Source organism: Microbispora sp. NPDC046973, assembly GCF_040644495.1.
Lineage (GTDB): Bacteria > Actinomycetota > Actinomycetes > Streptosporangiales > Streptosporangiaceae > Microbispora.
On sequence record NZ_JBEYWQ010000001.1, the window covers coordinates 55,434 to 75,722 of the forward strand.

The 20,289-nt window shown below is 70.9% G+C and carries 18 protein-coding genes and 1 tRNA gene; 7 read left to right on the plus strand and 12 right to left on the minus strand.

What is annotated here, in order from left to right:
• Positions 1-364: 364 nt before the first annotated feature.
• Positions 365-2,635, plus strand: coding sequence for an ATP-binding domain-containing protein (locus ABZ860_RS00270; protein ID WP_357212859.1), 2,271 nt, complete (start codon positions 365-367; stop codon positions 2,633-2,635).
• Between the two features lie 217 nt (positions 2,636-2,852).
• Here the strand turns inward: ABZ860_RS00270 and ABZ860_RS00275 are convergent, their stop codons facing one another.
• The gene (locus ABZ860_RS00275) at positions 2,853-3,341 is read right to left on the minus strand and encodes a hypothetical protein (protein ID WP_357212862.1); all 489 of its coding nucleotides are present in this window, start codon (positions 3,339-3,341) and stop codon (positions 2,853-2,855) included.
• Between the two features lie 152 nt (positions 3,342-3,493).
• Between ABZ860_RS00275 and ABZ860_RS00280 the strand changes: the two genes are divergently transcribed.
• Both ABZ860_RS00280 and ABZ860_RS00285 read left to right on the plus strand, forming a co-directional pair.
• The gene (locus ABZ860_RS00280; RefSeq protein WP_357212865.1) at positions 3,494-4,027 is read left to right on the plus strand and encodes a peptidylprolyl isomerase; all 534 of its coding nucleotides are present in this window, start codon (positions 3,494-3,496) and stop codon (positions 4,025-4,027) included.
• Positions 4,028-4,148: 121 nt separating this feature from the next.
• Entirely contained in the window at positions 4,149-5,012 is an 864-nt protein-coding gene (locus ABZ860_RS00285; protein WP_357212866.1) for a rhomboid family intramembrane serine protease, read from the plus strand.
• On the opposite strand, the gene ABZ860_RS00290 is transcribed toward ABZ860_RS00285, so the two are convergent.
• Complete coding sequence (locus ABZ860_RS00290; RefSeq protein WP_357212869.1) at positions 5,005-5,718, minus strand: TetR/AcrR family transcriptional regulator; 714 nt, start codon at positions 5,716-5,718, stop codon at positions 5,005-5,007. The genes ABZ860_RS00285 and ABZ860_RS00290 overlap by 8 nt on opposite strands.
• 114 nt (positions 5,719-5,832) lie before the next feature.
• On the opposite strand from ABZ860_RS00290, the gene ABZ860_RS00295 reads away from it, so the two are divergent.
• Positions 5,833-6,567: an SDR family oxidoreductase gene (locus tag ABZ860_RS00295; RefSeq protein WP_357212871.1), complete on the plus strand. Its 735-nt coding sequence runs from the start codon at positions 5,833-5,835 to the stop codon at positions 6,565-6,567.
• A gap of 68 nt (positions 6,568-6,635) precedes the next feature.
• A complete protein-coding gene (locus tag ABZ860_RS00300) occupies positions 6,636-6,842 on the plus strand; it encodes a 4-oxalocrotonate tautomerase family protein (protein ID WP_357212874.1) in 207 nt (68 codons plus the stop codon).
• Between the two features lie 130 nt (positions 6,843-6,972).
• Here ABZ860_RS00300 and ABZ860_RS00305 read toward each other — a convergent pair whose 3' ends face one another.
• Positions 6,973-7,218, minus strand: a complete 246-nt coding sequence (locus ABZ860_RS00305) for a cell division protein CrgA (protein ID WP_193201883.1) — start codon at positions 7,216-7,218, stop codon at positions 6,973-6,975.
• 194 nt (positions 7,219-7,412) lie between these two features.
• Between ABZ860_RS00305 and ABZ860_RS00310 the strand changes: the two genes are divergently transcribed.
• Entirely contained in the window at positions 7,413-7,991 is a 579-nt protein-coding gene (locus tag ABZ860_RS00310) for a gamma-glutamyl-gamma-aminobutyrate hydrolase family protein (protein ID WP_357212878.1), read from the plus strand.
• A gap of 193 nt (positions 7,992-8,184) precedes the next feature.
• On the opposite strand, the gene pknB is transcribed toward ABZ860_RS00310, so the two are convergent.
• The 7 genes from pknB to ABZ860_RS00345 form a co-directional block, all read right to left on the minus strand.
• Positions 8,185-10,077 (minus strand): Stk1 family PASTA domain-containing Ser/Thr kinase, encoded by a 1,893-nt coding sequence (pknB, locus tag ABZ860_RS00315; RefSeq protein WP_357212880.1) that lies wholly within the window; start codon positions 10,075-10,077, stop codon positions 8,185-8,187.
• Positions 10,078-10,144: 67 nt separating this feature from the next.
• The gene (locus ABZ860_RS00320; RefSeq protein WP_357212883.1) at positions 10,145-11,626 is read right to left on the minus strand and encodes a protein kinase; all 1,482 of its coding nucleotides are present in this window, start codon (positions 11,624-11,626) and stop codon (positions 10,145-10,147) included.
• A 7-nt stretch (positions 11,627-11,633) separates the two neighbouring features.
• Positions 11,634-13,091, minus strand: coding sequence for a penicillin-binding transpeptidase domain-containing protein (locus ABZ860_RS00325; protein WP_357212886.1), 1,458 nt, complete (start codon positions 13,089-13,091; stop codon positions 11,634-11,636).
• Positions 13,088-14,434 (minus strand): FtsW/RodA/SpoVE family cell cycle protein, encoded by a 1,347-nt coding sequence (locus ABZ860_RS00330; RefSeq protein ID WP_357212889.1) that lies wholly within the window; start codon positions 14,432-14,434, stop codon positions 13,088-13,090. The genes ABZ860_RS00325 and ABZ860_RS00330 overlap by 4 nt, the downstream gene beginning before the upstream one ends.
• A gap of 26 nt (positions 14,435-14,460) precedes the next feature.
• Entirely contained in the window at positions 14,461-15,735 is a 1,275-nt protein-coding gene (locus ABZ860_RS00335; protein ID WP_357212891.1) for a Stp1/IreP family PP2C-type Ser/Thr phosphatase, read from the minus strand.
• Positions 15,732-16,196 (minus strand): FHA domain-containing protein, encoded by a 465-nt coding sequence (locus ABZ860_RS00340; protein WP_357212893.1) that lies wholly within the window; start codon positions 16,194-16,196, stop codon positions 15,732-15,734. The genes ABZ860_RS00335 and ABZ860_RS00340 overlap by 4 nt, the downstream gene beginning before the upstream one ends.
• Before the next feature lie 17 nt (positions 16,197-16,213).
• Positions 16,214-16,954, minus strand: a complete 741-nt coding sequence (locus ABZ860_RS00345) for a DUF3662 and FHA domain-containing protein (RefSeq protein ID WP_079313435.1) — start codon at positions 16,952-16,954, stop codon at positions 16,214-16,216.
• Between the two features lie 157 nt (positions 16,955-17,111).
• Here ABZ860_RS00345 and ABZ860_RS00350 point away from each other — a divergent pair.
• Positions 17,112-17,194 (plus strand) — tRNA-Leu (locus ABZ860_RS00350).
• 513 nt (positions 17,195-17,707) lie between these two features.
• Here the strand turns inward: ABZ860_RS00350 and ABZ860_RS00355 are convergent.
• Positions 17,708-18,712: a hemolysin family protein gene (locus ABZ860_RS00355; protein ID WP_357212896.1), complete on the minus strand. Its 1,005-nt coding sequence runs from the start codon at positions 18,710-18,712 to the stop codon at positions 17,708-17,710.
• The gene (locus ABZ860_RS00360) at positions 18,709-20,190 is read right to left on the minus strand and encodes a hemolysin family protein (RefSeq protein WP_357212898.1); all 1,482 of its coding nucleotides are present in this window, start codon (positions 20,188-20,190) and stop codon (positions 18,709-18,711) included. The genes ABZ860_RS00355 and ABZ860_RS00360 overlap by 4 nt, the downstream gene beginning before the upstream one ends.
• Between the last annotated feature and the right edge of the window lie 99 nt (positions 20,191-20,289).

Consider the following 20,289-nt stretch of genomic DNA (forward strand, 5'->3'; position numbering starts at 1 on the left):
TCGTGATGCAGTGCCTCGATGAGGACGAGCTCCAGGCGGAGCTCGTCGTCCACGAGGCTCTCGAGGACGTCCATCCGGGCCTCCTTGTTTCCAAAGACGTCCCGCGCCGCGCGACGGTTGACCATGGCGCGATGCGAATCCGGACGGAATGTGGTGATGCGTACCACTCATCGCGCCGTACGCCGATTACCCAGGACGGACGCGACATCACTCACATCAGTCACACAAGTCCCGTGAAAACAAAAAATCCACCCCAGAGCGGAGTGGACGGAGGCGTGCTTCGCCGCAGAGGCGCGATGCCCTATAGTGAGAGATTCCCAGTTATCTGAAAGTCAGATGTCCTCATTAGGAGTTTATCACAGGAATGGCTGACCGTCAATCCGACTCCGCTCGCGCCGAGGCCTTGCGGATCGAGCAGTCCTATGTCTCCATGCTGTACGGCCGTCTCGACATCGCCCGCGAACGGGCCGAGCGCGGCATGCGCGAAGTCCTGGCCCGCGGCGGCACGGGAACCCGCCAGGCCGTCGTGGAGCGGGAGGTGGCGGCGGCCGAGCACGCCCGCCGCCTCGCGCAACTGTCGGCCGTCGAACGCGGCCTGTGCTTCGGCCGCATCGACGACGCCGGGGGCGAGACCCTCTACATCGGCCGCATCGGGCTGCGCGACGACGACCACACGTCCGTGCTCGTCGACTGGCGGGCCCCCGCCGCCCGCCCCTTCTACGTCGCCACCCCCGGCGACCCGGGCCCGCTCGTACGCCGCCGGCATCTGCACACGCGCCACCGCGATGTCGTGGGCATCGACGACGAGGTCTTCGACCTCGACCGGATGGCCGACGGGGACCGCCGTACGCTCGTCGGCGAGGCCGCGCTGCTCGCGGCGCTGCGCCGCGGGCGCACCGGGCGCATGGGCGAGGTCGTCGCCACCATCCAACGCGAACAGGACCGGGTGATCCGCTCCGGCCTGGCGGGGGCGCTCGTCGTGCAGGGCGGCCCGGGCACGGGCAAGACCGTGGCCGCCCTGCACCGCGCGGCGTACCTGCTCTACACCCACCGCGACACCCTGGAACGACGCGGCGTGCTCGTCGTCGGTCCCAACGCGACGTTCTCCCGCTACATCAGCCAGGTGCTGCCCGCGCTGGGCGAGACGCAGGTGGTGCTGACGAGCCTGGGCGGGCTCCACCCCGGCGTGCGGGCCGCCGCCGAGGACGAGCCGGCCGTCGCCGTCGTCAAGGGCGACCCGCGCATGGCCGGGGTGGTCGAGGAGGCGGTCCGCGACCGCGAGCGCGTGCCGCAGGGCGACCTGGAGGTGAGGATCCCCGTCCGCACGTCGGTGCGCGGCGGCGTGGAGGTCGTCGTCGAGGAGATGACGCTGCGGGTGGACCACGCCACCTGCCTGGGGGCCCGGGACCGCGCACGCGGCCTGCGGCGGCAGCACAACATCGCCCGGTGGACGTTCGTGGACCAGGTGCTGCGGGCGCTGGCCCGGGACGAGGCGGCACAGCTCGACCGGCCGCTCGAGGACGGCGACCTGCGGTACGCCGCCACGACCCTGTGGGAGCACCGGTCGGTGCGCGACGCGCTCGACGCCCTGTGGCCGGAGATCACCCCGGAGCGGCTCGTCCGCGAGCTCCTGTCGGACGAGGAGCGGCTGCGTACGGCGGCCGGGCCCTACCTGACGGAGGAGGAGCGCGCGCTCCTGCTGCGGCCCCGCGAGGCGCCGTGGACGGTCGGCGACGTCCCCCTGCTGGACGAGGCCGCCGAGCTGCTCGGCGAGTACGACTACGGGGCGGGGGCCAGGCGACGCCGCGAGGAGGAGGAACGCCGCGAGGAGGAACTGTACGCGCGGGAGGTACTGACGATCACCGACGTCGATCCGGTGCTCGACGCGACCCTGCTGGCCGGCCTCAACCGCGACGACGGGCCGTACACGACGACGGCCGACCGGGCCGCCCGCGACCGCACCTGGGCGTACGGACACGTGATCGTGGACGAGGCGCAGGAGCTGTCGGCGATGGCCTGGCGGACGGTGATGCGGCGGGTTCCGGCCCGCTCCCTGACGGTCGTCGGCGACATCGCCCAGACCGGCTCGGCGGCAGGCGCGCGGTCGTGGGGCGAGATGCTCGACCCGTACGTGAAGGGACGCTGGCGGGAGGAGCGCCTGCTGGTCAACTACCGGACGCCCGCCGAGATCATGGAGGTCGCCGCCGACGTGCTGCGGGCCGTGGCGCCCGGGGAGGAGCCGCCCGAGTCGGTCCGGTTCGGCGGCGCCCGCCCCCGCGCCGTGCCCGCAGGCGGCACCGACCTGCGGCTGCTCGTGGAGTCGGAGCTGCGCGAGATCGGCGAGGGCCGGGTCGGCGTCGTCACGCCGGACGCCCGGCACGCGGAGGTCGCCGCGCTGTTCCCCGAGGCCGTCGATCCCCTGGACAGCCCGGTGGCCGTCCTCACCGTGCGCGGCTCGAAGGGCCTGGAGTTCGACGCCGTGGTGGTCGTGGATCCCGAGGGCATCCTGCGTCAGTCACCCAAGGGCGGCCAGGACCTGTACGTCGCCATCACCCGGGCGACCCGGCGTCTCACCGTGGTCTACGAGGACCGTCTCCCCGCCGTACTGCACCGCCTGGAGACTCCGACCCCCTGAACGCGGGCGACAACCGAGCGAGCCTGAGGGGCGCGCCGCCGGTCTGGACTGAGGAACGCGCGCAGCGAGGAACGAGCGAGCACGTGACGAGGGATGTGTTCATTGCGCGCCTCCGGCACGACCCGGCGGGTGTGAGCGCGCCGATGGCGATGCGGGAAACACAGTACGGCCGGCGTTGGGGGAACGCCGGCCGTACCGGGTGGCTGTGAGGGATGTGCTAGGACATTTTTCCCGAGATCTCGTCGGCGGCCTTGTCGGCCTTCTCGCTGACATCCTCGGCCTTGTCTCCGACCCACTTGCTGGCGTCGGAGCCGGTGTGCCGCATGCTCTCCCGCATGGTCTCGGTCCAGCGCTGGGCGTTGTTGCGGTACATCGCCACGCCCACAGCGCCGATCGCGACACCGCCCAGCAGCGCGACGACCGGCCAGCGCCGGCGGGTTCTCCTGGTGCTGGTCACGTCGATCCTGCGGGCCAACTCGGTCAGGAACGCGCTGACGATCGGAGCGATCTGCTCTTCGACCGACTGCGCCGCCTGGTCGAGCTTCGGCGCCGCCCAGATCCTGGCGTCCTCGATCCGGTGCGTGGCGAGATCCCGTGCGGTCTCCGCCACCGGACTCACCCGGCCGCCGGCCTTCATCGCCTGGTCTCTCATCCTGCTCAGCCACGTTTGCGGGATGACCACCTCGGCGCGGCGCCTTCTGTTCATTGTCAGGGACACGATCAACCTCCCCAATCGACGGGGCCCCGGAACGACCCCTTCCCGGATGGTCGTGGCTCAATCACGAGCGGTGCTTGAAGGCATGCTCGATACCCTGTTCACCGGACAACTAACACGAGCTACCAAAGGGGGCGGCCCTCGTGGCTGACAACCTCATCGCGAATCTGCGCACGAACCACGGCACGATCCGCGTCCAGCTGTTCCCCAACAAGGCGCCGAAGACCGTGCGCAACTTCGTCGAACTCGCCGAGGGCACCCGGGAGTGGACCCACCCGGAGACCGGCGAGAAGCAGACGAACACCAAGCTCTACGACGGCACGATCTTCCACCGTGTCATCAACGGCTTCATGATCCAGGGCGGCGACCCGCTCGGGCAGGGCGTCGGCGGCCCCGGCTACAGCTTCGACGACGAGATCCACCCGGAGAACCAGTTCAACCGGCCCTACCTGCTCGCCATGGCGAACGCGGGCAAGCGGTTCGGCAAGGGCACCAACGGCTCCCAGTTCTTCATCACGATGAGCCCGCAGCCGCACCTCAACCAGGGGCACACGATCTTCGGTGAGGTGATCGAGGGCGCCGAGGTGGTCGACGCGATCGGCAAGACCCCCACCGGCCGCAACGACCGGCCGGTGAACGACGTGGTCCTCGAAGAGGTCACCATCGAGCGGTCCTGACACCGCCCCTTCCGACGCTCCTGAGACGCCCCGGCCGCGCGAACACGCGGCCGGGGCGTTTCCGGCTTATAGGCTGGCTGGTGGATGCGCCCCCACAGGGATTCGCCCAGGAAAGGACCCGATGACCTCCCAGCCTCCGCCGCCCCCGCAGCCGGGGGCGCAAGCCGTGCCCACCTGCTACCGGCATCCCGATCGCGAGACCTACGTCCGCTGCCAGCGCTGTGAGCGCCCGATCTGCCCCGACTGCATGCGCGAGGCCGCGGTCGGCCACCAGTGCCCGGAGTGCGTCCGCGACGGCAACCGCGAGGTGCGGCAGGCCCAGGCGACCTTCGGCGGGGCCGCCGTGACCACGCCCCGCGTCACGTGGACCCTGCTGGTCCTCAACGTGCTCGCGTACGGGGCCGAGGTCCTGCGCCCGGACGAGGTCGTCCAGCGGTTCGCGATGTGGTCCCTCGGGGTCCACATGGGCGAGTGGTGGCGCCTGATCACCAGTGCCTTCCTGCACTCTCCGCCGCCGTCGTTCTGGCACATCCTGTTCAACATGTGGGCGCTCTACGCCCTCGGCCCCGAACTGGAGCGCAGGCTCGGCTCGGGCCGGTTCGCCGCGCTCTACCTGCTGTCGGCGCTGGGCGGCTCGGTCGCCATCTACCTGTTCGGCACGTCGGCCGTCGGCGCCTCCGGCGCCATCTACGGCCTGTTCGGCGCGTTGTTCGTCGTCGCCCGCAGGCTCGGCTACGACGCCCGCGGTGCCCTCTGGCTGATCGGCATCAACGTGGTGCTCACGTTCGTCGTGCCGGGCATCAGCTGGCAGGGCCATCTCGGCGGGCTCGTGACCGGCACGATCATCGCCGCCGGCTTCGCCTACGCTCCGCCGCGCAACCGCGCTCTCGTACAGGCCGGCGTCGCCGCCGCGGTGCTGGTGGCGCTGGTCCTGCTCGTCACCATGCTCCCGCCGTACGGGCTGCTGGAGGGCGCCCTCACCTGACGCTCCCCTCGCCGGGCTGCGTGATGCGGTCGAGCCAGCGCCGGAGCAGGGCGGTCTCGACCGGCTCGAGGGCGTCGGTGCCGGCGAGGTCGAGCTGCGCACGCAGGCGCAACGCGGCCTCGTGGAGGGGGTCGGCGTCCTCCCGCACGGTCGCCTCGGTGAGCACGTGCGCGAACACGGCGTCGCGCATGCGGTGGGACAGCGCGGGGTCGTCGAACAGCTCCGGACTGGCGATGTGGTCGAGCGCGGCCCCGACGCTCGCGGACAGGATCAGCCGGGCGGCGATCGGCGGATCCACTCGCAGCGCGCCGATCGCCGCACACCGCACGAGCGTCGCCTCCAGCAGCTCGAAGACGCGGTCGCGAGCCGTGGACCGGGACCACGGCCGGGGCGTGAACATGAGCTGGTAGAGAGCCGGGTTCTCCCGGGCGAACGCCATGTGGCCGTCCCAGCCGGCCCGCAGGTCGGCCACCGGGTCGCGCGTCTGCTCCTGGGCGGCCTTGAGCGCGGCGTAGCGCTCGTACCCGTGGTCGGCGACGGCGTCGAGGAGCCCCCGCTTGTCGCCGAACAGCCGGTAGAGCACGGGCTGGGTCACGCCGACCGCCTCACAGACCGCCCGCGTGGCGATGTCGTTGTCGGTGGACGTCGCCAGTTGCCTCTCGGCGGCCTCGATCATTTCCGCGCGTAGGGTGTCCGCACCTGCCATGTAACCAATGATACGTAACTCCGCTAGCGCCGATACGGCGATCGTGCTAATGTCCCTCTCGTAACGCCGATACGGGCAATACGTATCGACGATATAGACCTAGGGGGTTCTCCAATGAGTGCTCAGCGCGTGGCCGTCGTCACCGGCGGCTCCCGCGGGATCGGCCGGGCGATCGCGACGACGCTGGCCGCGCGGGGCTTCGCCGTCGTCGTGGGATATCAGGGAGCGGCCGCGGCCGCGGCCGAGGTGGTCGACGCCGTGACGTCGGCCGGCGGCCGGGCGATCGCGGCGCAGGCCGACGTCGCGGACGAGAACGCGGTCACGGCGATGTTCGACGCGGCCGACAAGGAGTTCGGCGGGGTCGACGTCGTCGTCAACTCGGCGGGGCGCCTGGCGCTGTCCCCGATCGCCGATCTCGACCTCGCCGACCTGGACGCCCTGCACCGCACCAACATCCGCGGCACCTTCGTCATCGCGAGGGAGGCCGCGCGCCGCGTGCGCGACGGCGGCACGATCATCACGATGTCCACGTCCATCGTGGGCCTGCAACTGCCCACCTACGGGGCGTACGCCGCCAGCAAGGGCGCCGTCGAGGCGATGACGCTCGTGCTCGCCCGCGAACTGCGGGGACGGGACATCACGGTCAACGCGGTCGCGCCCGGTCCGACCGCCACAGAGTTGTTCCTCGAGGGCAAGGACGAGGCCACCATCGAGCGGATGGCCAAGCAGCCCCCGCTCGAACGGCTCGGCACCCCCGAGGACATCGCGGAGGTCGTCGCCTTCCTGGCGAGCCCCGCGGGGCACTGGATCAACGGGCAGGTCGTGCGCGCGAACGGCGGCATCGTCTGACGCCCGCCGCGCGCTCCTCCTTCCCACTCCGGCCCGGAAACACCCGAAGCGACCTGAAAGGAACGACCATGCCGTTCGCCAACCTCAAGGTGCCCGCGGACACCCTGACCCCCGAGTCCAAGAAGAAGCTCATCGACGCCGTCACCGACGCCTACGCCAGTGTGTACGGCGAGCGGGCCCGGGCGACCACCCTGGTCCTCCTCGAAGAGGTGCCCGACGGCGGCTGGGGCCTCGGCGGGAACATCCTCACCGCCGAGATGCTCGGTCGAAGCTGACCTCTCGCGGCCGGGCCGGGCACCTCGACGCCCGGCCTGAACCCGGCGCTGACCCGTCCAGATAGCCGGTCATCGCCTGCTGCCCACAGGCTGTGGATAAAGGCTGTGGAAAGAATCTTAAGAAAGCAGCCTAACGCCACTTCGTCGACAGTACGACGCCGACGATGATGAGCCCGAAACCGATCAGCAGGTTCCAGTTCGCCAGGGCGGAGATGCCGGGAACGGTCGGCGCGATGTAGTAGATCGCGATCCAGGCGATACCGATGATCCAGCAGGCCACCATGACGGGGGCGAGCCAACGGGGGCTGACCTTCACCGTCTGCGCCTTCTGCGGCGGCGTGTAAACGGCCTTCTTACGGGTCTTCGACTTGGGCACGGGAGCTTCTCCTGGTGGGTACCCGCGCGGTCGTGCGGGCTGGTGTCAATAGCGTAATCGCTGTGGCGGTGAAGTCCCGAGCAAGGATAGTCGGCGCGGACCCGGCGGGCGATCCCCCATGCGGGATTGCCGTACGCTGAAAGTCCGATTTCCGCTCTGCGCACCCAGCCGCCCCGGTGAAGCGGGAGACACCTATGAGCCCGATCCGGGTGCTCGTCGTCGACAATCACGACAGCTTCGTGCACACGATCGTGCAGTACCTGCGCGCTCTGGGCGCGGACTGCGACGTGCGGCCGCGCGACCACGTCGTCGTGGGCGACGCCGACGCCTTCGACGCCGTGCTCGTGTCGCCGGGGCCCGGCACGCCGGAGGCCGCGGGGGTGTCGGTGTCCCTCGTGCGGCACTGCGCCGAGCGCGGCCTGCCGCTGCTCGGGGTCTGTCTCGGCCACCAGGCCATCGCCGTGGCGTATGGGGCCGCGGTGGGCCGCGCGCCCGAGCTGATGCACGGCCGCACCAGCCTGATCTCCCACGATGGGCGGGGCGTGTTCCGGGAGCTCCCGTCGCCGGTCACGATGACGCGCTACCACTCGCTCGCCGTGGTCCCCGGCACCGTGCCGGACGCGCTGGAGGTGACGGCCACCACCCCGGACGGCGTCATCATGGGCCTGCGCCACCGCGACGCCCCCATCGAGGGCGTGCAGTTCCACCCCGAGTCGGTCGTGTCCGAGCACGGCCATCAACTGCTCGGAAATTGGCTCGCGCAGATCGTGTAACGCTTTCCGCTCTCGTTACGACTAGAAGAGTGAGGGCTTCCGCCATTGCCCCCGAGTGGCGGAAGCCCTTCCTCATGCCCGGCCCGTCCGTCAGCCGGCCCTGTCGCGGCGGGGCCTTTCGGAACCCGGCGAACCCCGGCGAAACGCCGACGGCGGCCCCCGCCTTCGCGGTGACCGCCGTCCCTCGTCTCGTCTAGTTGCCGAACGGGTTGTCGCCCCCGTCCCCGGGCGGCCCGATCTGCACGCCGCCGCCATCGCCGCCGTCGCCGCCGTCGCCGCCGTCCGTCGGCGTGTCCCCCGTCGGCTCCTGGGTCGGGGGCTCCTGCGTCGGCTGCTCCTGCGAGGGGCCGCTGGAGACCGTCAGCGTGATCGTGGTGCCGGGGTTGAGCTTGGCCCCCGCCTGCGGCGACTGGTCGATCACGTTGCCCTGCGGCACCACGTCGCTCGGCTGCTCCGAGGTCTTGACCTTGAAGCCCGCGCCCTTCAGCGTCTGCGTCGCGTCCTCGAGCGTGAGGCCGACGACGCTCGGGACCTCCGTCATCTCCTTGGGCACGTACAGCCGGACCAGGGCGCCCTTCTCGACCTTCTCACCCGGCTTGGGGTTGCTGTCGAAGACCTTGCCCTGCTCCTTGGTGGAGGCCTTCGGCACGATGCTGACCTTCAGCTCCAGCGCCTCCAGTTCGGCCCTGGCCTCCTCCGGCGTCTTGCCGATCAGGTCGTCGGGGACGGTGACCTTCTCCTCGCCCTTGGACACGATGACGGTGACCGTGGCCCCGCGGTCGGCCTGCTCACCCCCGGGGGGGTCGGTGCTCACGACGGCGCCCTTGGGGACGTCGCCGTTGAACTCCTCCGGCCCGAAGGCGACCTTGAACCCGGCGGCCTTCAGCGCCTGCTCGGCGGCCGCCTTCGTCTGGTTCGTCACCGACGGCACCTGGACCTTGTCGGCCGTGGAGGAGCCGCCGGAGCCGAGGAAGGCGTAGCCGACGCCGATCATGGCGCCGATCACCACCAGCGGGATGAGGATCCACAGGGTGGTCTTCAGCGCGGTGTTGCCGCCGCCGCTGCGCCGCCGCCCGTCGTATCGGCCGCCGCCGCGCTCCTCCTGGGCGTACTCGTAGTCGGGGATGGCGCGCGTGCTCTGCGTCATGGGGGCGCCGCCGGCGGTGGTCATCGTCCGCGTGCGGTCGGGCGCGCCGTACCCGTTGTACTGCTGGGTGGCCATCGCCATCGTCTGCGGGTCGACCGGCATGCCCGACAGCGCCCGCTGGATGTCGCCGCGCATCTCCGCGGCGCTCTGGTAGCGCTGGATCGGGTCCTTGGCCATCGCCTTGAGCACGATCGCGTCGGCCCACTGCGGGATCTCGGGGTCGATCCGCGACGGCGGGATCGGGTCCTCCCGCACGTGCTGGTAGGCGATCGCCACGGGGGAGTCGCCGGTGAAGGGCGGCTGGCCGGTGAGCAGCTCGTACAGCACGCAGCCGGTCGAGTAGATGTCGCTGCGGGCGTCCACGCGCTCGCCGCGGGCCTGCTCGGGGGACAGGTACTGCGCGGTGCCGATCACCTGGGCCGTCTGGGTCATCGTGGCGGCGGAGTCGGCCATGGCCCGGGCGATGCCGAAGTCCATGACCTTGACCTCGCCGTTGACCGTCAACATGATGTTGGCCGGCTTGATGTCCCGGTGGACGATGCCGCCCCGGTGGCTGTAGTCGAGCGCACGGAGGATGCCGTCCACCAACTCCATGGCCCGCTCGGGCAGCAGCCGCCGGTCGGCGCGCAGCAGGTCGCGCAGCGTCCGCCCGTCGACGAACTCCATCACGATGTACGGCACCGGTGTGGCGTCCATCATGTCCTCGCCGGTGTCGTACACGGCGATGATCGACGGGTGGTTGAGCGAGGCGGCGGACTGCGCCTCACGCCGGAACCGCGCCTGGAACGTGTGGTCCCTGGCGAGATCGGAGCGGAGCGTCTTGATGGCGACGACGCGGTCCAGCCGGATGTCCCGGGCGCGATACACCTCGGCCATGCCGCCACGCCCCACGACGCCGTCCAGCTCGTAGCGTCCGCCGAGTAGTCGTGGCTGAGTCATTTCCTGCACTGTCCCTTGCCGTTCATCGTGGGGTGCCACCGGTCTCCATCATCGACCCCTCTCCTCATCACTCCCCCTCATCCGGAGGGTTCGTGTCGGGTGGGGCGTCCGTCGGGAGCGGAGTCTCACTGGGTTCCGTGGCCGGGGTGGACGTCGGAGTCGGGGTCGAGGTCGGGGACGAAGCCGGTGTGGGCGTCTGGGTGGTTGATGCCGACCTGCTTACGGTAGCCGACGGAAGGGCGCTCGGCTCGTCCGACGTCGCCGCAGCGGTCGGCCGTTGCGGCCGTGGGACCTCTGACCTGTGCGGACGTGCCGACGACGGCGATGGCGACGGCGAGGGGGACGATGAGACGGGCGCGGCCGTCTCACCCGGGTCCTGCGGCGGCTCGTCGGTGAGGGTGGTGAAGGCCAGGATCCCGATGCCGACCGCGGCGGCGCAGCCCGCCGTCGCGAGGAGCAGGGCCGGACGGCGGCGGCGCCCGCCTGCGGGCGCCTGACCTCCGGGGCGCCGCGTACGGGCGCCGGGGACGCTCGCGGGAGCGCCGCGCGGGGCGGCCGGCACCGGGCCCAGCGGCGCGGTGGCGCCGGAACGCGGGATCCCGGGCCCTGCGGGCTCACCCAGGGGTGTCGTCAGGCCGGCCGCGGCCGGAGGGACGGTGTGGCCGGCGCCGCCTGCCGCGGGGAAGCCGCGGGGGTCGGTCAGCGAACCGAGGACCGCCGTCGAGGCCGCCGTGCCCGCGAGGGTCTCGCGCAGCACCCGCACCCTGTCGAGGAGCACCGGCCCGGTCTCCGGCCGCGCGGCGGGGTCCTTGGCCAGCATGGCCATCACGAGGGCCGCCACCGGCGCGGGCACGTTGCCGGGCAGCGGCGGGGGCGTGTCGTTGAGGTGCCGCAGCGCGAGCGCCACCGGGGTCTCCGCCGTGAACGGCGGGCGGCCCGCGAGGCACTCGTAGGCCACCACACCGAGCGAGTAGACGTCGCTCGCCGGGGTCAGGGTGGTGCCCGACGCCTGCTCCGGGCTCACGTACTGGGCGGTGCCGAGGATGGTGCCGGTCGCGGTCAGCGGCGCGGCCTCCAGCGCGCGGGCGATGCCGAAGTCGGTGATCTTGACCTGTCCGCTCTCGGTGACGAGCAGGTTGCCGGGCTTGACGTCGCGGTGGATCACCCCGGCCCGGTGGGCCGCGTGCAATCCCCGGGCGGTCTGCTCGACGATGTCGAGCGTGACGTCCGGCCCGAGCGTGCCGTTGCGGGCGAGGATGGCCGACAGCGGCTCGCCCCGCACCAGTTCCATCACGAGGTAGGCCAGGCCGTCGCTCTCGCCGTAGTCGAAGACCTGCGCGATGCCGGGGTCGGTCAGAGCGGCGGTGATCCTGGCCTCGGAGCGGAACCGGTCGCGGAAAGTGGCGTCGCCCGCGACGTGGCGGCCGAGCAGCTTGATCGCCACCTCCCGGCCGAGCAGTTCGTCGTCGGCCCGCCAGACCTCGCCCATGCCGCCCGCGGCGATGGGGGAGGTCAGCCGGTAGCGGCCGCCGAGCACGGTGTCGGTCATGTGTCGGTCACCCTCCGAGCACCGCCTGCATGACGTCGTGCGCGATCGGCGCGGCCACCGCACCGCCGGTGGCGTCGTTGCCGGCGCTGCCGGACTCCACGAAGACCGCCACGGCGACCTTCGGGTCCTCCACGGGGGCGAAGGAGATGAACCACGCGTGCGACGGCTTGCCCGGCAGGGTCTCCGCCGTTCCGGTCTTGCCCGCCACGGTGATGCCCGGGAGCTTGGCCGCGCCGCCGGTGCCGTGCTCGATCACGCCGATCATCATCTTGGTCAGCTCGCCGGCCACCTCGGGGGTGACGGCCTCGTCCAGCTCCTCGGGGTCGGTCCCGTCGATCTCCGCGCCGTCCGGGCCCATGATCTTGTTGACCAGGTACGGCTTCATGACCGTGCCCTGGTTGGCGATGCCGGCCGCGACCATCGCCATCTGCAGCGGGGTCATCTGGTTGCTCTGCTGGCCGATCGCGGTCTTGGCGAGAGCCGCCTTGCCCTCGTCCGGGCCGATGTTGCTGGCCGCGACGCTGAGGGGGATCTCCAGCGGCTGGCCGACCCCGAACTTCTCGGCCTGCTCCTTGAGCTTGTCGTAGCCGACGTCCATGCCCATGATGGCGAACGGCGTGTTGCAGGAGATCGTGAGCGCCTGCACCAGCGTCGCCCGGCCGCCGCACGACTCGCCGTGGTAGTTGGGCAGTGAGATGTTCGTGTCCGGCAGCGGCAGCGAGTCGGGCGCGTCGACCTGCGTGTTCTCGTCGCGGGAGGTGTCGTCGCTGAGGTAGGCCGCCGAGGTGACCGTCTTGAACGTGGAGCCCGGGGCGAACGTCAGGTCGATGGCCCGGTTGAGCAACGGCTTGTTGCCGTCCTTGTCCAGCTTGTTGTAGGCCTTGTTGACGGTGTCCTTGTTCGCCTTGGCCAGCGGGTTCGGGTCGTACGACGGCACCGACACCATCGTCAGGATCTTTCCGGTCTTCGGCTCGAGCGCGACGACCGCACCGCGCTTGCCGGTGCCGGCCAGGTCCTTGTACGCGATCTCCTGGGCCTTGGTGTTCAGCGTGAGGTCGACGCTCGCGCCCTTGGCGGGCTTGCCGCTCACCATGTCGATGGCCCGGCGGACCACCAGGTCGGGGTGGCTGCCGTCGAGGTAGCGGCTCATCGCGGCCTCGATGCCCGACGCGCTCTCCGGCGCGAACCAGCCGACGACGTGCGTGAACGGCTTGCCGAGCGGATAAGCCCGCTCGAACCGGAACTGCTTGTCGCCGGTGTCCACGGTCTTGGCCAGCGTCGTCTTGCCGTTGTCGGCCGTGATCCAGCCGCGGTCGATGTTGTATCGGCCGTACAACATGCGCACGTTCCGCGAGTCGTTGCGCAACCCCTCGGCCTTCACCGCGCCGAGATACGTCACGTTGGCCATGAGCAGGCCGAACATGAGCAGGCAGGCCACGGCGACGCGCTTGATCGGGTTGTTCATCGCTGCATCACCTGGGTCAGTCCCTCGTCCTGGATCGCCTGCGGCGGCGGCCGGCGGGCCGCGTCGGACATCCGTACGAGCAGGGCGATGAGCATCCAGTTGGCCAGCAGGGCCGAGCCTCCGGCGGACATGAACGGCGTCACGAGACCGGTCAGCGGGATCAGCCGGGTCACGCCGCCGACGATGATGAACACCTGCCAGGCCAGGATGAACGACAGTCCGCCCGCGAGCAGCTTGGTGAAGGGGTCGCGGGCCGCCAGCGACGTGCGCAGCCCCCGCTCGACGATCAGCGCGTAGACCATGAGGATGGCCATCAGGCCGGTGAGGCCGAGTTCCTCGCCCGTCGCCGTGAAGATGAAGTCGGAGAACGACAGCGGGACCTTGTACGGGTACCCCTGCCCGAGGCCGGTGCCGAGGATGCCGCCTGAGCCCATGGCGAACATGCCCTGCATGAGCTGGAAGCTACCGCCGCCCGCGTCGTACAGCGCGGGGTCCTCGGCGTGCAGCCAGACGTTGAAACGGGCCTCGACGTGACTGAAGATCTGCCCGGCGAGGAAGGCGCCGCCGACGAAAAGCAGGATGCCGATGAGCACCCACGAGGTGCGCTGCGTCGCGATGTAGAGCATCGCGATGAACGCGCCGAACAGCAGCAGCGAGCTGCCGAGGTCCTTCTGCATGACCAGGACGCCGAGGCTGATCCCCCAGGTGATGAGGACCGGACCGAGGTCGCGGGCCCGGGGCAGGTCGATGAACAGCAGGCGGCGGCCCGCCAGGGCCAGCACGTCGCGCTTGGCGACCAGGTATCCCGCGAAGAAGACGACCAGGGCCAGCTTGGCGAACTCGGCGGGCTGGATGCTGAAGGGGCCGACGCCGACCCAGATGCGGGCTCCGTTGATCTCCCTGCCGATGAAGGGCAGCATGGGCAGCACCAGCAGTGCGATGCCGGCGAAGCCGGCGGTGTAGGTGAAGCGCTGCAAGACGCGGTGGTCCCTCAACGCGATCAGAGTCGCGGAGAACATCACCACGCCGAGCGCCGTCCACATGAGCTGGTTCGCCGCCGAGGCGAGATCCTCACCGGCCAGCTCGATCCGGTAGATCATCACCAGGCCGATGCCGTTGACCAGCGTCACGAGGGGAAGCAGAAGAGGATCGGCCCACGGCGCCCACTTGGCGAGCACCAGGTAGGCCGCGAGCATCAGACCGCCGAGGCCGAGGCCGTAGCCGAGCATGCCGGACGGGACCTTGCCGTTGATCCCGAGCCCGACGCTGGCGTACGCGCCCATCACGATCAGCACGGCGAAGGCGAGCATGCCCAACTGGGCGCCGCGCCTCTTCGCGGTCATCGGTACGGGCGTGGCTTCGACAGCAGTCACTTACTGGACCTCGTGGGGGTCGGCGTCGACTTGGCGTCCGGCGTGGGCGTCGCCGAGGCGCCGAAGCTCTTGATCCTGGTTATCCCGGTCTGCAGGTTGTCGACCGGGATGCCGCTGCGGACCTGGTCCTGCTGCACGGCCGGCAGCGACGAGACGCGTACGTGGTCGGTGTAGGCGACCTTCTTGAAGGACACCGGCCCGACCTCCGCGTCGACGCCCTGGAAGACGACGAGCTCGTCTCCCTTGGCGCCTATGTAGAACTGGCTCTGGGTCCACTGGTAGCCGAAATAGCCGCCGACGCCGAGCGCGGCGGCGACGACCAGCACCCCGACGGCCGCTTTCGGGCCCGACCGGCCTTTGCGCGAACGCCGCGCGGAGGCCTGGGCCTCGCGCGCGGGTTCGTCGTCCAGGTCGTCGTCGGTGATCACGGGCTGGGGCGCGGTGACCGTGGTGGCCCGGCCCGCGGGGGTGTCGGGCGGCGCCGAGCGGACCCGGCCGGAGCCGGCCGCACCGACGACCGCCGCCGCCCCAAGGGGCGGCTGGAGGTCGTCCACCTCGATCACGTCGGCGACCACGCAGGTGATGTTGTCCGGCCCGCCGCCTCGGTTGGCGAGGTCGATGAGCTGCCGGACGACGTCCTCGGGATCGTCGATCGTGGTCAGGGTGTGGTGCAGGGTCTCGGCGCTGACCACCGTGGACAGGCCGTCCGAGCACAGCAGGTAACGATCGCCCACCTGGGCCTCCCGGTCCTGCAGGTCGGGGTCGACCTCGCCGCTCCCGTCCAGCGCGCGCAGCAGAATCGAGCGCTGGGGGTGGTTGGCGGCCTCCTCCTGGGTGATCCGCCCGTCGTCCACCAGGGACTGCACCAGCGTGTGGTCGTGCGTGATCTGGTACAGCTCGCCGTTCCTGAGCAGGTACGCGCGGGAGTCGCCCACGTGGACCAGCGCGAAGCGTGAGCCGCTCCAGAGCATCGCGGTGAGGGTGGTGCCCATGCCTTTGAGGCTCGGGTCCCGGGCCACCATCGCGTGCAGCTGGTGGTTGGCGTCCCGGACCGCCGCCTCGATGGCGCTGAGCAGGTCACCGCCGAAGGCGTCCCGGTCGAGGGACGACAGTGCGGCGATGGCGACCGAACTGGCCACCTCGCCGTGGGCATGCCCGCCCATGCCGTCTGCGACGGCCAGCAGGCGGCCGCTGGCGTACGCCGAGTCCTCGTTGCCTTCACGGAGGAGCCCGACGTCCGAGCGAGCGGCGTAGCGGAGTGCGATGGTCATTTGCGCAATTCGATGACGGTCTTGCCGATGCGGATCGGAACTCCGAGGGGCACCGGGGTCGGGCGGGTCACTTTAGAACGTTCGAGGTACGTGCCATTGGTGGAGCCGAGATCCTCCACGATCCACTGGCCGTCCTGGGGAAAGAGCCGGGCGTGCCGGCTCGAAGCGTAGTCGTCGCTGAGAACCAGCGTGGCGTCGTTCGCCCGGCCGATGGTGATTGGCGTCTCCGTGAGGTTGATGATGGTCCCTTGCAGGGGGCCACCGGTGACGATCAGCTGGCGGGGTTCGCCCTTTTTGGGCTTGGAAACCGTTCGGGGCTGCTTGGCCGGTTTACGTGCGGGCGCGGGAGCCGTACGCGGACCGAACAGGTCTGTCCGGATGACGCCGACCGCGGCGATCACGAAGAACCACAGCACCGCCAGGAAGGCGAGCCGGATCAGCAGCAGCGTTAGCTCGGACATGGACCGTTTGTCTACCTCTAATCGCGCCTGAACACCAGTGTCGTGCGGCCGAGCGTCACTCTCGTCCCGTCCTGCATCTCGATCCTGCGGACCGGCTGGCCGTTGACGAAGGTGCCGTTGGTCGACCCCAGGTCCACGAGCACGACCTGTGGCCCTTCCACTCTTAGCTCGGCATGATGCCGTGATACGCCGGGATCCACCAGCCGAAGATCACAATCGGTACCGCGGCCCAGCAGAGTGACCGGTGTGGTCAGCTCGTACGAGCGCTGGCCCTGGGGATCGTCCTGGGTGGAGACGAGCAGCCGGGGGCGGCCCTGGAACGCGCTGGGGCGGCTGGCGGGCAGGTCGCTCGGCGGCTGACGGATCTCGTCCTGCTCGACCGTGGCGCCCCGGATCACACCCGACCGGATGCGGAAAAGCCCGACCGCGAGATCGTCGGCGGTCTCGAAGCGCACCCGCACCGGCCCGACGAACGAGTAGCCCTGCTCCTTGGCGTACTCCCGCGCGAGAGTCGCGAGCTCGTGACTGATGCTGTCGGCGTACACCTCCAGCCGTTCGCTGTCGGTCGTCGACAGCTCCACCACGAAGTCGTTCGGCACGAGCGTGCGACCCTGAGCGACGATCGCGGCGCGCTCGTCCATCTCCCTCTGCACGGCGCTGGCAACCTCGACCGGCTGGAGATCGGACTTGAACGCCCGCGCGAAGGCCCCTTCAACCAACCCTTCGAGCCTGCGCTCGAAGCGCTGAAGGACTCCCACCGGATACCTCCCTTCCAATGCCACTACGGTCGCGATCGCTCCGGTGCTGCACTGAGCTCCTTCGCATCGTCGTTTAGAAGGATCGTATCCGGGTTCGTAAGCACGGGCGGATACGTGCTAACCTTTCCAGGCACCCAGAGATGGGGGCCAACCGCAAGGGCAAGTGGCGGAATGGCAGACGCGCACGGTTCAGGTCCGTGTGTCCGAGAGGACGTGGGGGTTCAACTCCCCCCTTGCCCACGAGAAAGCAGCCTCGTGTGGTCGGAAGCAGAGCTTCCTTCCCACGGGGCTTTCTCTTTGTGTCGCCCAGGGGGACGACCCCCTGGAACCCCCGGGCAGGTGGGCAGCCTCGCCCGGTCGGGAGAAAATCTTCGACCCGGCGGGGATTTTTCTTTGCACCGCCGAGGGGGACGACCTCGTGCGGCCCCCGGACAGGTGGGCGGCCTCGCCTGGTCGCAAGCGAAGCGTCCACGTCCGGCCTCCCCTCCCGGCCCGTACGGCACGGGCCCTCCTGGCGATGTCGCGGCGGAGGCCCCGAAGATCGGGACCCTCCGTCGCGCACTGCACATTCTCAGGAGGCCGCCTTTCAAACCACTTTCCCCGCGCTTGCAGGGGCGACCTTTACCTTCTGTCCCAGTTCGTGAGCGCAGATGTCTCGTGATGGGAGATTGCGGGGAAGTCGCAGGCGCGGGACGGGTCGTGACGTCCCAGGTCGGCGCGCCCGCTCACGCGGCGGGCGCGCCGCCCCCACCGTCAGGCGACGAGCAGTTCGCCGACCAGGGTGGTGAGATCGATCACACCGACGGGCGTGCCGCCGGCGTCCGTGACGAGCCCGAGCTGCGCGCGGGCCTCCTGCAGCAGGGTCACGGCGTCGGAGATCGTGGTGTCCTTCGCCATGCGGGGGACGGGGGTCGCCAGCTCGCCGGCCCTGCGTCCCGGCTGGAGGACCGCGTCGCGCACGTGGAGCACGCCGACCACGTCGTCGGGGGTGACGACCAGCACGCGCAGGCTCCCGCCGCGCGCGGCCGTCCGGCGTACGAGCAGGTCGTCGGCGTTCGCGGGCACCGAGGACGCCTCGCCGACGGGCACCATCAGCCGCTCCACCGGCTGGGAGTGGACCCGCAGCGCGCGGGTGAGCAGATCGTGCTCGTCGCGGTCGAGCATGCCCATCCGGCCCGACTCGGCGACCAGCATGGCGAGCTGGCGGGGCGTGCGGGTGGTGGCCAGCTCGTCGCGGGGCCGCACCCCGGCCAGTCGCAGGATGCCGTTGGTCAGCGCGTTCAGCAGGGCCAGGATCGGGCGGACGACCCAGGCGAAGCCACGGAACGGCAGCGCCAGCCCCATCGCCGCCCGCTCGGGGTGCGTGAGCGCCAGCGACTTGGGCGCCATCTCGCCGACGACCATGTGCAGGAACGTCACCAGGGCGAGCGCCACGACGTACGCCACGGGCGTGCGCAGCGACTCCGGCAGCAGCGTGAGCACCGGCTCCATCAGGTGCTCGATGGAGGGCTCGGCGACCATGCCGAGGCCCAGGGAGGCCAGCGTGATGCCGAGCTGCGCCCCGGCCAGCATGAGCGACAGCTCGCGCCCGCCCCTGACCGCGGCGCGGGCCGTGACCTTGGCCAGCCGGCCGCCGCTGACGGCGATCTCCTCCAGCCGGTGGCGGCGGGCCGAGACCAGGGCGAACTCGGCCGCGACGAAGAACCCGTTGACGGCGAGCAGGGCTACGCCGAGCAGAACACCGGTGAGAGAGCTCATGCGGGCCTGCCCTGGAACAGCGCGGAGAACAGCTCGGGGGCGTAGTCGGCGCCGCCGCCGCCGCGGGCCGCCGCGCGGGCCTTCTCCCGCTCCGGCCGCTCCTGCGGGTCCGCATCCGCGGCCTCGGCCGGAGCGTCCGCCGACGCCTTGGTCGACACCCGCACCCACTCGGGGACGCGGCGGCGCACGCTCAGGACCGTGAGCACGGCCCGCTCGGCGTTGTCGTCCTCGTCGTCGAAGAGGTGGGGCTCGGGCACGAGGGGGGAGACGACCTGGTCGCCCGGCTCGGCCATCCGGCCGAGGAGAGCGAGGACGAGGCCGGCCACGGTCTCGTAGTCCTCGCTCTCGGGCAGCCGGACGTGGGTGGCGCGCTCGACCTCGTCGAGGCGGAGGGTGCCCGGCACGTCCCAGACGCCGTCGCCCTGCCGTACGACACCGAGCGGTTCGGGGTCGTTCTCGTCCACCAGCTCGCCGACGAGCTCCTCGGCCAGGTCCTCCAGCGTCACCACGCCGGCCAGACCGCCGTACTCGTCGATCACGCAGGTGAACGTCTCGCCCGCGGAGGTCATCCGCCGCAGCAGCTCGGGCAGCGGCAGGGTCGCGGGCACGAGCAGCGGCGCCTGGGTGATGCCGCCGACGAGCCCGCCGGAGGGAGAGCCCGCCTTCAGATACTCGGGCAGCCCGGCCACTCCGACGACGTCGTCGGCGTCGGTGCCCAGGACCGGATAGCGGGAGTGTCCGTGCGTGCGCAGGGCGTCGAGGAACTCGCCGATCGGCCACTCGGCGCGCAGCGAGACCACGCGCGGCCGGGGGACCATGACGTCCTCGGCGGTGCGGTCGCCGAACTCCAGCGCCCGCTCCAGCGTCTCGGCCAGCCGGGGCGGCAGCTCTCCGGCCGCGGCCGACTCCGTCACGATGCGCGACAGCTCCTCGGGGGTGGCGCCGTGTTCGAGCTCCTCCACGGGCTCGATGCCGAACAGGCGCACGAGCCGGGTGGCCGCGGCGTCGAACAGGCGGATGAGCGGCCCGGCGACCACGAGATAGACGTGCGTCGGGCGGGAGAGGAACTTCGCGACGTCGTCGGGCCGCGCGATGCCGAGGTTCTTGGGGGCCAGCTCGCCGACGATCATCTGCACGACGGTGGCGATCGCGACGCCGAGGGCCACCGCGACACCGGGGACGGCCGAGCCGGGCAGCCCGGCGGCCTCCAGGGGCCCGCGCAGCACGCCGGCGATCGCGGGCTGGGCGATGAAGCCCACCAGCAGGGTGGTGACGGTGATCCCGAGCTGCGCGCCGGAGAGCATGAACGACAGGCGTCCGGTGATGTCGAGGGCCCGGCGCGCGGCGCCGTCACCGGCCGCCGCCTGCTCGCGGAGGGTGCCGCGGTCGGCGGCCACGAAGGCGAACTCCTGCGCCACGAAGAATCCGGTGGCCAGGGTGAGGAGGAGGACGGCCAGGAGGCCGAGGGCGGCGCTCATCGGGCGCCCGCCGTGCGATCATGAGATCCCGTGCCTGTGCACGGGCAGGTACTCCAGGGGTCCGGAACGGACACGACGATCCTTTCGCGTGGTGGTATA